10 protein-coding genes are annotated in these 12,405 nt (G+C 72.0%); 8 read left to right on the plus strand and 2 right to left on the minus strand.

Going from position 1 to position 12,405, the window contains the following annotated elements; genetic code table 11:
* Window positions 1-1,167, minus strand: a 1,167-nt coding sequence (locus tag ACWDS7_RS40620) for a carboxyl transferase domain-containing protein (RefSeq protein WP_451933618.1), incomplete at its 3' end; no start/stop codon positions are given.
* Window positions 1,168-1,207: 40 nt separating this feature from the next.
* On the minus strand, window positions 1,208-2,365 hold the full coding sequence (locus tag ACWDS7_RS40625) for a CaiB/BaiF CoA transferase family protein (RefSeq protein ID WP_306867863.1): 1,158 nt from the start codon (window positions 2,363-2,365) through the stop codon (window positions 1,208-1,210).
* Between the two features lie 269 nt (window positions 2,366-2,634).
* On the opposite strand from ACWDS7_RS40625, the gene ACWDS7_RS40630 reads away from it, so the two are divergent.
* The 8 genes from ACWDS7_RS40630 to ACWDS7_RS40665 all read left to right on the plus strand — a co-directional run.
* The gene (locus tag ACWDS7_RS40630; protein ID WP_451933610.1) at window positions 2,635-3,216 is read left to right on the plus strand and encodes a uridine kinase family protein; all 582 of its coding nucleotides are present in this window, start codon (window positions 2,635-2,637) and stop codon (window positions 3,214-3,216) included.
* Between the two features lie 118 nt (window positions 3,217-3,334).
* On the plus strand, window positions 3,335-5,389 hold the full coding sequence (locus ACWDS7_RS40635) for a prolyl oligopeptidase family serine peptidase (RefSeq protein ID WP_451933611.1): 2,055 nt from the start codon (window positions 3,335-3,337) through the stop codon (window positions 5,387-5,389).
* A gap of 216 nt (window positions 5,390-5,605) precedes the next feature.
* The gene (locus tag ACWDS7_RS40640; protein WP_451933612.1) at window positions 5,606-6,913 is read left to right on the plus strand and encodes an aminotransferase class V-fold PLP-dependent enzyme; all 1,308 of its coding nucleotides are present in this window, start codon (window positions 5,606-5,608) and stop codon (window positions 6,911-6,913) included.
* Window positions 6,914-6,954: 41 nt separating this feature from the next.
* The gene (locus ACWDS7_RS40645; protein WP_451933613.1) at window positions 6,955-8,259 is read left to right on the plus strand and encodes an ABC transporter substrate-binding protein; all 1,305 of its coding nucleotides are present in this window, start codon (window positions 6,955-6,957) and stop codon (window positions 8,257-8,259) included.
* Window positions 8,256-9,167, plus strand: coding sequence for a carbohydrate ABC transporter permease (locus tag ACWDS7_RS40650; protein ID WP_451933614.1), 912 nt, complete (start codon window positions 8,256-8,258; stop codon window positions 9,165-9,167). Before ACWDS7_RS40645 ends, ACWDS7_RS40650 begins: the two co-directional genes overlap by 4 nt.
* The gene (locus ACWDS7_RS40655; protein ID WP_451933615.1) at window positions 9,164-9,973 is read left to right on the plus strand and encodes a carbohydrate ABC transporter permease; all 810 of its coding nucleotides are present in this window, start codon (window positions 9,164-9,166) and stop codon (window positions 9,971-9,973) included. Before ACWDS7_RS40650 ends, ACWDS7_RS40655 begins: the two co-directional genes overlap by 4 nt.
* Before the next feature lie 2 nt (window positions 9,974-9,975).
* Entirely contained in the window at window positions 9,976-11,715 is a 1,740-nt protein-coding gene (locus tag ACWDS7_RS40660; protein WP_451933616.1) for a glycoside hydrolase family 36 protein, read from the plus strand.
* Window positions 11,716-12,405, plus strand: a 690-nt coding sequence (locus ACWDS7_RS40665) for a LacI family DNA-binding transcriptional regulator (protein WP_451933617.1), incomplete at its 3' end; no start/stop codon positions are given.

The raw sequence follows: 12,405 nt of genomic DNA on the forward strand, positions 1-12,405 counted from the left end.
GAGAGCGCCGCCGCCGGCCCCCTCGCCGAGCAGCAGGCAGACGGTCGGGGCGTCGAGCACCATCAGGTCGGCCACCGACCGGGCGATCTCGGCGGCCAGGCCGCCCTCCTCGGCCGCCTTGGACAGCGCGGCTCCGGAGGTGTCGATCACGGTGACCAGCGGCAGGCCCAGCTCTGCGGCCAGGTGCATGCCCCGCCGCGCGACCCGGAGCCCGGCCGGGCCGAGGGGGGCCACCACCCGCTGGCGGCTGCGGTCCTGGCCGAGCACCACGGCGGGGGCCGCGCCGAAGCGGGCCAGGGCGAGGAGCAGGCCGGGGTCGTTCTCGCCCTCGCCGGTGCCGTTGAGCGGGGTGACGTCGGAGGCCCCGAGCTTGAGCAGCGCCCGCACGCCGGGACGGTCGTCCCGGCGGGAGCGGCTGATCGCGTCCCACGCCTCGGTCGGCTGGACGTGCCCGTCCGGCTCGGGCCCGCGCTCCAGTCCCTCGCGCGGGGCGCACAGCACGGCGAGCGCGCGGATCGCCACGCGCCGGGCGTCCTCGGCGGAGACGACCGCGTCGACCAGGCCGTGGGCGAAGAGGTTCTCGGAGACCTGCACACCCTCCGGGAACGGGTAGCCGTGCAGCGACTCGAACACCCGCGGCCCCAGGAACCCGATCAGCGCGCCCGGCTCGGCGGCGGTGACGTGCCCCAGCGAGCCCCAGGAGGCGAAGACCCCGCCGGTGGTGGGGTGGCGGAGATAGACGACGTACGGCAGGCCGGCGGTGCGGTGCGCGACCACCGCGGCGGTGATCTTCACCATCTGGACGAAGGCCAGCGCGCCCTCCTGCATCCGGGTGCCCCCGGAGGCCGGGGCGGCCAGCAGCGGGAGCCGCTCGGCCGTGGCCCGCTCGATCGCGGCGGTGAGCCGCTCGGCGGCGGCCACCCCGATCGACCCGGCCAGGAAGGAGAACTCGCAGGCGATGACCGCGACCCGGCGGCCGTCGAGCAGACCCTCCCCCGAGATCACCGACTCGTCGTACCCGGTCCTGGCCCGGGCCTTGGCCAGCTCCTCGGCGTAGTCCGATCCGGGCTCGGCCGGATCGGCGGGCGTCTCGTCCCACGACCGCCACGTCCCCGGGTCGAGAACGGTGTCGATGAGGGTGCGGGCGTCGGGCCGGGTGCGGCTCATCCCCTGCCCCCGCACGGCGGGATCCGCGTGGGGCGGGCTCTCATCCTTCACGTTCCTCCAGCCAGGCGAGGATCTCGTCGTTGTGCTGGCCCAGCGCGGGCGGGGCGCCGTGGCGGACGGCGGGCTCGCCGTCGAAGCGGAGCGGCGGGCCGGGCAGCTCGATGGCGCCGAGCACGGGGTGGTCGACCTCGACGAGCAGCCCCTGGGAGCGGGTCTGCTCCCAGGCGTAGACCTCGTCGATGGACCTGATCGCGCCGGCGGGCACGCCGATCTCGCCGAGCGCGGCCAGCCAGTGGGCGCGGTCGTGCTTGGCGAGCACCTGCTCCATGTCGGCGATCAGCTCGTCCCGGTGCGCAAATCTCTCCCTGTTTATCGCATATTTCGGGATATCGGGATCGATGTCCAACAGGGCGGCCACCTTCCGCCACTGCGTGTCGTTGGCCACCGCGATCTGGATCATGCCGTCGGCGCAGTGGAAGGCGCCGTAGGGGGCGATGGAGGCGTGGTGGTTGCCGTTGGCCCTGGGCACCTGGCCGCCGACGGTCCAGGCCGTGCCGTGGTAGGAGTGCACGCCGGTCACGGCGGCCAGCAGCGAGGTCCGCACGACCTTGCCCCGGCCGGTCCGCTCGCGCTCGTAGAGGGCGGCGACCACGCCGTAGGCGCCGTGGATGCCGGCGAGCAGGTCGGCGATCGAGGCGCCCACGCGGTAGGGCTCGTCGGCGGACGGCCCGGTGAGGCTCATCAGGCCGGCCTCGCCCTGGGCGATCTGGTCGTAGCCCGGCCGGCCGCCCTCGGGGCCGTCGTGGCCGAACCCGGTGATCGACAGGACGACCAGGCGCGGGTTGAGCGCGTGCAGCCGCTCGACGGGGAAGCCCAGCCGGTCGAGCACGCCGGTGCGGAAGTTCTCGATCAGCACGTCGCTCTGCCGTACCAGACGCTCGATCAGAGCCTTGCCCTCGGCGGACTTGAGGTCCACGGTGATCGACTGCTTGTTGCGGTTGGCCGCGAGGAAGTAGGTGGAGATGTCACCGTCGGGACCGGCGAACGGCGGCCCCCAGCCCCGGGACTCGTCGCCCCCGCCGGGATGCTCCACCTTGATCACCCGGGCGCCCAGGTCGCCGAGCATCTGCGCGGCGTGCGGTCCCGCCAGCGCGCGGGAGAGGTCGAGAACGACGATGTCGCCGAGTGCTCCGTGCAAGATCAACCTCCTGTGGTGGTCGCCGAGCCTAGTCGAATCGGAGCGGGAAGGGCATTCCTCCTGACGCCGGCCTGCCGGGCGGCCCGTGCCGCTCCCGCGTCAGGTCCGGCACACGAAGATCCTCCCAGGCGGGGCCCGCCACCTCCAGCCCATCCCGCCGGCGGCGGAGCGGGCCCGCCGGTGTCCGTCCGGCGGAACGGGGGCCTACCCGGGACCTACCCCGTCCGACCGCTTTCCCCCGCTTCCATCGAAGCTGCCACCATGGGCGGGTGGCTTCAATCGTCTCCTTCGAGGACCTCGCCGGAGCGGTCCGGGGACTGCCGCCGTCGTGCGGGCCGGTCCGCGTCGTGGCGGTGGACGGACCGGGCGGGTCGGGCAAGACGACCTTCGCCGGGCGGCTGGCGCGGGCGCTGGGCGCCCAGGTGATCCACAGTGACGACTTCCCCGTGCCGTGGGACGAGCCGCCCGTGACCTGGTTCAGGCAGGTCGAGGAGCAGGTGCTCGGCCCGCTGGCGGCCGGCCGGCCGGGCGGCTACCGGCGCTACGACTGGGCCGCCGGCACGTTCACCGACTGGGTGGACGTGCCCGTCGCGCCGGTGCTGCTCCTCGAAGGGGTGAGCACCGCCCGGCGCACGGCCCCGGCCGCCTTCACCGTCTGGGTGGAGGCGCCCGCCGAGCTGCGGCTGGCCCGCGCCCTGGCCAGGGACGGCGCCTCCTACGCGCCGCAGTGGCGCGAGTGGATGCGCGCCGAGGAGGAGTGGTTCGCCGCCGACGGCACCCGCTCCCGCGCCGACCTCCTCCTCGACGGGGCCACGGTCCCCGGCGAGTTCGTCCGGATCCAGCCGTCCTGAGCCGACCCGTCACGCTCCGGCCGCGCTCCCCCGCCGCGCGGGACCGGGGCGGGTCCGTCGCCACGAGGACAGCGCGGACCTCTCGCCATCCAGAATGTAGTGTGATATTTCACATTACATGCCTTCTGACGCACTCCTCGCGCGTTTCACCGCCACCGGGCGGTTCACCTACGGCTCTCCCCGGGCCCTGACCGTCTCCCCCGACGGCTCGCGGGTGCTGTTCCTGCGCTCCGACGGCCCCGAGGACCCTGTCGAGCGGCTGTGGGCGCTCGACGTCGCCACCGGCGTGGAGCGACCGCTGGCCGGGCCGGGCGAGGGCCCGCACGTCCTGCCGCCCGAGGAGCGGGCCCTGCGCGAGCGGCTGCGCCTGTGGGCGCCGGGCATCGGCTCCTACGCCACCGACGGCACCGTCGCCGTGTACGTGCTGGGCGGCCGGCTGTTCCGGGTGGACGTCGCCACGGCCGCCGTCGAGGAGATCCCGGTGGCCGGGCCCGCCTTCGACCCCCGGCCGTCCGGAGACAGGATCGCCTACGTGACGGGCGGGCGGCTCTACGTCCACGAGAACGGCGGCAGCCGCCTGATCGCCGGCGAGTCCCACGTCACCTGGGGCGTCGCGGAGTTCGCCGCCGCCGAGGAGCTCGGCAGGCACCGGGGCCACTGGTGGGCGCCCGACGGCTCGGCGCTCCTGGCCACCCGGGTGGACGAGACCCGGGTGCCGCGCCGCCGCCTGGCCGACCCCACGCGGCCCGAGCAGGTGACGCCGGAGCCCGCCTACCCGCAGGCGGGCGGGCCGAACGCGGCCGTCGAACTGCACCTGCTCGGCCTGGACGGCACGCGCCGGCAGGTCCTGTGGAACGACACCAGGTACCCGTACCTGTCGGCGGTGGACTGGAGCGAGCAGGACCGACCGACGATCACCGTGCTGGACCGGCTCCAGCAGAACGGGCTGCTCCTCGCGGTCAACCTCGCCACCGCCACGACCTCCTCCCTGGCGGAGTTCGCCGACCCGCTGTGGATCGAGGCCGTGCCCGGCACCCCCTCCCTCCTGGCCGACGGCCGGGTGCTGACCACGGTCGAGGCGCACGACACCCAGGCCCTGGCCGTCGACGGCACCGTGGTCACCCCCTCGTCGCTGTACGTGCGGCGCGTCGCGGGTTCCCTCGGCGACGACCTGCTGTTCGAGGGCAGCGAGGCGGACCCCGCCGAGCAGCACGTCTACCGCCTCAAGGCGGACGGCACGCCGGCCAGGATCACCCACGGGCCCGGCGTGCACAGCGCCCTGACCGGCGGCTCGACCGTGGTCCTCACCAGCGGCTCGCTGGAGACCTCCCGCATCCGCCGGGTCGTGTACCCCGGGGGTCTCGCCCCCGGCTCCGCCGTGGAGATCCGCGACCTGTCGGCGGCGTCGCCGTACCGGCCGCGGCCGGTCCTGGAGCGGGTGACCGAGCATCGCCTGCCTTCCGCGGTGCTCTATCCGAGCGGGCACATACCCGGGGAGCGGCTGCCGGTCCTCCTCGACGTGTACGGCGGCCCCGGCTACCAGGCGATCGCCGCCGAACCCGGCCGGTGGATCCGCAAGCAGTGGTGGGCCGACCAGGGGTTCGCGGTCGTGACGATCGACAACCGGGGCACGCCGAACGTGTCGGCCTCCTTCGGCCGGGCGATCTTCCGGCGCTTCTCGCAGGTGGCGCTGGACGACCAGGTCGCGGGGCTGCGGGAGCTCGCGGGCAAGCACCCGGACCTCGACCTGTCCAGGGTCGGCGTACGCGGCTGGTCCTACGGCGGCTACTTCGCGGCGCTCGCCGTGCTCCGGCGTCCCGACGTCTTCCACGCCGCCTGCGCGGGCGCCCCGCCCACCGACTTCCGCTGGTACGACACCGCCTACACCGAGCGCTACCTCGGCCTGCCCGACGAGAACCCCTCCGGATACGACGGCGACTCGCTGATCGCCGACGCCCCCGGACTCGAGCGACCGCTGCTGCTCATCCACGGCCTGGCCGACGACAACGTCTACCCGCTGCACACCCTGCGCCTGTCGGAGGCCCTGACCAGGGCCGGGAGGCCGCACTCCACGCTCCTGCTCCCCGGCGTCAGCCACATGACCCCCGACGGTGTCGCGGAGAACCTGATGGCGATCGAACTCGACTTCCTCCGCCGCAACCTCCCCCGCTGAGCAGCCGTGCCGGGGAAACGGACCGCCGTCCGCGCCGTGGCCGTGATCACGGTCACGGCGGGGACGGCGGCGCCGCCCCGGCACGGAACCCACCGCAAGACTCTCGCTCCGTTATCAAATCTTGCTCCCCGACGTCCCCTTTTGGGTGATATGAACGTTCAACACATCCACCCCTTCAAGCCGCCGGAGGCTTCCGCAGTGCCGTCAGCGCTGAATATGAACGTTCAAATAGAGAGTTACCTGGCCAGGTTCAGCGAGCCTCCGGGCTACCTCGACTTCGCCAGGATCGGGCCCACCTCGCACGACGTCGCCACGACGCTCATCGAGGCGGCCCGGCTCCTCCGGGGCGACTCGTCCATCGCGCTGGCCGAATTGGAACTGCAGGCGGCCCGGACGCGGGCCGGCGCGGCACGGCTGCTGCGCGCCGCCGAACACGAGGTGGCCTTCGTCTCCTCCACCAGCCACGGCCTGTTCGCGGCCGCCGCGGCCCTCCAGGCCCCGGGCCGCGGCTCCGTCGAGGACGCGGGCGTCGTGCTCGTCCCCCGGGGGGAGTTCCCCTCGAACGTCTACCCCTGGCTGCGGTTCGAGGGGCGCGGCGGGCTCCGGGTGCGCTGGATCGACTCGCCCCGGATCACCCCGGACGTCGTCGCCGCGCACCTGGACGGCGACGTGCGGGCGCTCTCGATCAGCGCCGTGGACGCCCTCACCGGCTACCGCGCCCCGCTGGGCGCGCTGAAGGAGCTCCTCGGCCCGGACCGGGTGCTGGTCGTGGACGCGATCCAGGGTCTGGGCGCCGTCCCGATCGAGGTCGACGCGGCCGACCTGCTGGTCTGCGGCGGCCAGAAGTGGCTGCGCGCCGGCTGGGGAGCGGCCCTGCTCCTGGTCCGCGACCGGGTGGACGGCCGGCTCGTCCCCGGCCTCGGCGGCTGGTCCGGGGTCCAGGACCCGTTCGGCACCGGCGAGGACGTCCCCGTCCCGGACAGCCCGGCCCGTGCTCTCGCCGCCACCGACGGTCCCGGGCACGGCCCGGCCGGCGGGGACGGGGCAGCCCACCCGGGCGGGACGGTCGCGCATCCCCGCCCGCCGCTGCGCGGGGCGATCGCCCATACGCTGACCAACCCGGACTACCCCGCCGTGGCCGCGCTCGGCGCCGCGATCGACCTGGTCCTGGGCGTGGGGGTCGCGGAGATCGGCCGCCGGGTCACCGAGACCCTGGGTGCCCTGCTCGACACGGCCCGCGGCGCCGGGGCGCAGATCCTGCTGGACGACCTGGACGCCGCCGAGCGCGGCGGCATCGGCTGCTTCCGCCTCCCGGGCCTCGAGCCCGCGGCCGTGCACACGGCGCTGGCCGGAGCCGGGCTCGTCACCACCCTGCGCGGCGGCTGGATCCGGTTCTCCCCGCACGCCACCACGCCCCACGAGACCACCCAGCGCCTGGTCTCCGCCCTGCGCGCCGCACGCGCCTCTGAGCCCCCGCCGCCGTCCAGTACGGCACTCACCCCCCTGAAAGGAACAGCAAAATGACCATGTCACCGGGGAATCCCACGCCGGCTTCCAATATCTCCATGAGCCGCCGCCACCTGATGCGGCTGGCCGTGGCCGGAGCCGTCGTCCTCGGCGCCGCGGCGTGCGGTGCCGAGGAGAAGTCGTCCTCCGGAGGGCCGACGAAGATCACCATCTGGAGCTGGACCACCGCGGCCGAGGCGCTGCGCGGCGTGGTTCCCGACTTCGAGCGGGACAACCCGGGTATCAAGGTTGACGTCCAGGACGTCGGCAACCCGGCGATCTGGGACAAGATCACGGTGGGTCTGGCGGCGGGCGGCAAGGGCTTGGCGGACGTGCTGCACATCGGCGTCGACTACCTGCCCGGATACATGGAGAAATTTCCGGGCGGCCTCGCCGACCTCAACAAGCTCGGCGCCGACAAGCACAAGGACGCCTTCTCCAAGGGTCTGTGGCCGACGGTCACGGGCAAGGACGGCGGCGTCTACGCGATGCCCTGGGAGGTCAACCCGCTCGGCATGTTCTACCGAGCCGACTACTTCGAAAAGGCCGGAGTCGACCCCGAGTCACTCAAGACCTGGGCTGACATGATCGAGGCGGGCAAGAAGGTCAAGGCCGCCACCGGAATCGCCCTGACCGGCCTGAACAAGCCCGGCACCACCCCCGACCTGGACCTGTTCCAGAACCTCATGCAGCTCCAGGGCGCGTTCTACTTCGACCTCGAGGGCAAGGTCACCCTCGACTCCCCGCAGGCCGTACAGGCCATGACGATCATCAAGCAGATGAACGACGCCGGACTGGTCGAGGACACCGCGGGCGAGGGCACCTGGAAGCGGATCATGAGTGAGGGCAAGTTCGCCATCGCGCCCTTCCCCGCCTGGGCGGCGAACTACCTGGCCACCAAGTTCCCCGACCAGAAGGGCAAGTGGCGGCTCATCGCGCCCCCCGCGGTCACGGCAGGCGGCAGCCAGTCCGTGATCGTCAACTCCACCTACCTGTCGGTGGCCGAGTCCAGCAAGAACAAAGACGCCGCGTGGAAGTTCGTGGAGTACGCGCTGACCAAGCCCGACTCCATGAACAAGATGTTCAAGGCGGGCGGAGTGTTCCCTGCGCTCACCGCCGCGCACAGCGCCCCCGTCTACACCGAGAAATGGCCGTACTACGGCGACCAGCCGGTGCTCAAGACCTTCGTCGACGTCCTCGGCCAGGGCGCGGGCGCCACCAACTTCACCGGTGACTACGCCAAGGCGCTGAAGGTCGCCTCCGACGCGCAGACGAAGGTGCTGATCAAGGGCGCCGACCCGGCCACGGCGCTCAAGGAGGCCGCCGCCCTGCTCGCCCAGCAGACCGGACGGCAGAAAGCATGACGCTCCTGCTTGACAGGTCGGCTCCGGCGCGGCCCCAGGGGAAGCCGCGCCGGACGCTGATCGACCGTCGTACGCTCCCTTATCTGCTCCTCATGCCCGCGCTGCTCGGCTTCCTGATCTTCAAGGCCTACCCGATCGCCAAGTCGGCCTGGATCAGCCTGACCGCGGGTTCGGCGCGGACTTTCGTCGGCCTGGACAACTACGCGCGGCTGGTGCACGACCCGGTGTTCTGGACCGCGCTCCGCAACACGGCGCTGATCCTGGTCGTGCAGCTCCCGCTGATGCTGAGCCTGGCCCTGCTGCTCTCCCTGGGTCTGAACTCGCGCCTGGTCAAGGCCCGGGCGGTGTGGCGGCTCGGGGTCTTCGTCCCCTCACTCACCGGCCTGGTCGCCTACGGCGTGATGTTCTCAGTGATCCTGAACAAGGACGGCGGCCTGCTCAACTGGCTGCTCTCCTTCTTCGGCATCGACAGGATCGACTGGCTGGGCAGCCCGGTCTGGGCCCGGATCGGCATCGTGATCGCGCTGAACTGGCACTACGTCGGCTACTACGCCGTCATCTACCTGGCGGGCCTACAGGGCATTCCCAAAGAGCTCTACGAGGCGGCCATGGTGGACGGCGCGGGACCGGTCACCAGGTTCCGCAGGATCACCGTGCCGCAACTGCGGCCGATCCTCCTGCTCACCATGGTGCTCTGCACGATCGACACGCTCCAGCTCTTCGACGAGCCCTATGTCCTCACCAACGGCGGCCCGGACAACGCCACCATCACGGTCACCATGTACCTCTACGAGAACGCCTTCAAGTATTTCGACTTCGGCTACGCCTCGGCCATCGCCTACGTGCTGGCGCTGCTGGTCATCGTACTGGGCCTGATCCAGGCCAAACTGGCGGGAGAGCGCCGATGAAACGCTGGGCGCTCACCTTCGCGCTGGCCGCGGCCTTCGGGCTCTGCGTCGGCCCCTTCTACTGGCTGGCGATGGCCGCCACCCACGATGACAAGGACATCTTCACCTGGCCGCCGAAGTTCTGGCCCGGCGACCATCTCTGGGACAACCTGGTGGGCCTGGAGGAGTCCATCGGGCTGACCAAAGTGGCGCTCAACTCGGCCGTTGTCGCGTCCACGCAGACCATCGGCGGTCTGGTCGTCTCGGTCCTCGCCGGCTACGCCTTCGCCAAGTTCCACTTCCGCGGCAAGAACATCCTGTTCGTGTTGCTGCTGAGCTCGCTTGTCATCCCCAGCCAGGTGCGGCTGATCCCGCTCTTCGAGATGATGCTCGATTTCGGGCTCCTCGACAGCTACGCAGCGCTCGTCCTGCCGGGCCTGACCGTGCCGTTCGGCATCTTCCTGATGCGGCAGGCGATGAGCGGGCTGCCGGACGAACTGCTCGACGCGGCCCGGGTGGACGGCGCGGGCGAGCTGCGGATCATCTGGCGCGTTGTGGTCCCGGTGATGCGGCCGGTGATCGCAGCTCTTACGATCTTCCTCTTCCTGTGGTCATGGAACGAATTCGTCTGGCCGCTGATCGCGCTGCGCAGCCCGGAGATGCACACCCTGCCGGTGGCGATGGCCACCCTGAACGGCTTGTCCGAAACCGATTTCGGCCAGGTCCTGCTGGCGAGCGCCCTCTCCACGCTGCCGGTGATGGTGCTCTTCCTGTTCTTTCAGCGACAGTTCATCTCCGGCCTGCTGGCCGGAGCCACGAAGGGATAGACATGCAGTTGTGGCTGCCGCACGCCCTGGCCGGTGACTCCACCGAGGTCCCCGTCGGGGGGCTGAACGTGGAGATCTCCGGAGCTCGCGACATCGCGGTCACGTACGCCGCCGACGGAGTCTGGGTGATCGACGCGCCGGGCGCGACGGGGGCGCAGTGGCGCATGCCGTGCGTCTCGACGACCGCGTTCTGGACGCCGGACAGCGGTCCCCGGTGGGTACCGCCGATCTGGAGCGGGCCGAAGACGTCCCGGCTGGCCGTCGGCGCGCCGGTGGTCTCCCTGGTCGGCGCGGGCGACGCGAACGTGTGCACCGCGGCGCTCGACGGGTCGGCGGGCCTGTCCCGCTTCAGCGGCGGGCTGATCGAGGAGACCGGCGAGTTCGTGTTCACGATCGATCACGAGGGTCCGGCGTTCCGGCTGCGGCTGGACCTGTCCGACCGCCTGTTCTCGGCGGCGCTGGCCGGGGTGGCGGCCTGGTGGGGCGAGGGCCGGGAGCTGCCGCCGACGCCGCGCGCGGCCCGGCTGCCGGCGTACTCGACCTGGTACAGCATGCACCAGGAGGTCAGCGAGGAGTCGGTGGAACTCCAGTCGCGGCTCTCGAAGGAGCTGGGCTGCGAGACGATCATCGTGGACGACGGCTGGCAGACCGCCGACCGGGCGCGGGGGTACGCGTTCTGCGGTGACTGGGAGCCGAACTCGGCGGCTTTTCCTGATATTTCCGCACACGTGAAGCGGGTGCAGCACATCGGCCAGGCATACATGCTCTGGTACGCCATCCCGTTCGTCGGCAAGGAGAACGCCGCGTTCGAGCGCTTCGAGGGCAAGTTCCTGCGCTACCTCGACCACATGGACGCCGGGGTGCTCGACCCGCGTCACCCCGACGTCCGCGAGTTCCTCGTCGACCGGCTCTCCCAGGCGGTCGAGAAATGGGGCATGGACGGCCTGAAGATCGACTTCGTGGACCGGTTCGCGACTCCGGGCGGCGACCCCGCCCCCGGCGAGGGGGCCGACTGCGAGGAGGTGGACGAGGGTGTGCGGCGCCTGCTGCACGGGTTGGACACCCGGCTGCGCCGTACCCGGCCCGAGGTGCTGATCGAGCACCGCCAGCCGTACACGCACCCGGGCCTGTGGCCGTACGCGAACATGGTCAGGGCCACCGACTGCCCGCTCAGCCCGCAGGAGAACCGGCAGCGGACCGTGGACCTGCGGCTGACCGCCGGTCCCGTCGCCGTGCACTCCGACATGATCCTGTGGCACCCGTCCGAGCCCGCCGAGCAGGTCGCGGTCCATCTGATCAACGCGTTGTTCTCGGTGCCGCAGATCTCGGTGGACCTCACCGCCCAGACCCCCGAGCAGCTCGCCGCCATCGGGTTCTGGCTGGGGATCTTCCGGCGGCACCTGGAGACGCTCCAGCTCGGCGTGCTGGAACCGGCTCAGCCGGAGCACGGCTACCCCCTCGTGCGGGCCTACGATGAGCAGACCATGGTCATCGCCCGCTACGGGCCGCTGCCGGTGGAGGTCCCCGCCTCCGGCTGGCGCGAGTTCCTGGTCGCCAACGCCGCCCCGGACTCTCGCGTGGTGCTGCTCGGCACGGAGGCGGAGAGCCTGGAGGCCACCGTGCACGACTGCGGCGGAAGGCCGCTGTCGGCCGCCACGCTGCGTCTGGACGCCGGGGCGAACCTGGTCACCGTGCCGACGGGCGGACTGCTGAGGCTGCACCGCCGTACCGAGGAGGAATAGATGGAGACGCACCGGCCCCGCGGACGCGGCGTCACGATCGAGGATGTCGCCCGCGCGGCCGGTGTGTCCCGTCAGACCGTCTCCAACGCGCTCAACGCGCCCTACCGGCTGAAGGCCGAGACCCTGGAGCGGGTCACCGCGCTCATCGAGGAGCTCGGCTACCGGCCCGACCAGTCCGCGCGCAGCCTGCGCTCGGGCACCCGGCGGATCATCGCCTACCCCACCCCGGAGGACGACCCCACCAACCCCAACCCGCTCATGGGGGGCTTCCTGGAGGCGATCGTCGCGGCCGCGGGCGAGGCCGGCTATCACATCCTGCTGGTCCGGCCGCACCCGGGACAGGACCAGACCCGGGCCCTGGAGGAGCTGATCGCGGCCAGGACCGTGGACGGATTCCTGCTCTCCGACGTGCTGCACGACGATCCCCGCGTGGCCTATCTGGCCGGCCGGGGCTTCCCGTTCGCGGCCTTCGGCAGGACCGCGTCCGAACACCCGCAGAACTGGGTGGACGTCGACACCGTCCAGGCCATGATCGACCTGGTCGGCCTGCTGGCCGCGGCCGGGCACCGGAGGATCGCCTTCCTCGCCTCCTCCTCCAGGCTGCCCTGGATGGACCACCGCCGCGACGGCTTCCAGGCGGGCGTGCGCCGCCACGGTCTGCGCGGCCAGGAGATCTCGGCGCCCGGCGAC

Source organism: Streptosporangium sp. NPDC003464 (assembly GCF_053588315.1).

Bases quoted from the DNA above. Each gene is read 5' to 3' on its own strand.
- ACWDS7_RS40635 (WP_451933611.1), top strand. From the start codon at position 3,335: ATGCCTTCTGACGCACTCCTCGCGCGTTTCACCGCCACCGGGCGGTTC.
- ACWDS7_RS40640 (WP_451933612.1), top strand. From the start codon at position 5,606: ATGAACGTTCAAATAGAGAGTTACCTGGCCAGGTTCAGCGAGCCTCCG.
- ACWDS7_RS40645 (WP_451933613.1), top strand. From the start codon at position 6,955: ATGAGCCGCCGCCACCTGATGCGGCTGGCCGTGGCCGGAGCCGTCGTC.
- ACWDS7_RS40650 (WP_451933614.1), top strand. From the start codon at position 8,256: ATGACGCTCCTGCTTGACAGGTCGGCTCCGGCGCGGCCCCAGGGGAAG.
- ACWDS7_RS40655 (WP_451933615.1), top strand. From the start codon at position 9,164: ATGAAACGCTGGGCGCTCACCTTCGCGCTGGCCGCGGCCTTCGGGCTC.
- ACWDS7_RS40660 (WP_451933616.1), top strand. From the start codon at position 9,976: ATGCAGTTGTGGCTGCCGCACGCCCTGGCCGGTGACTCCACCGAGGTC.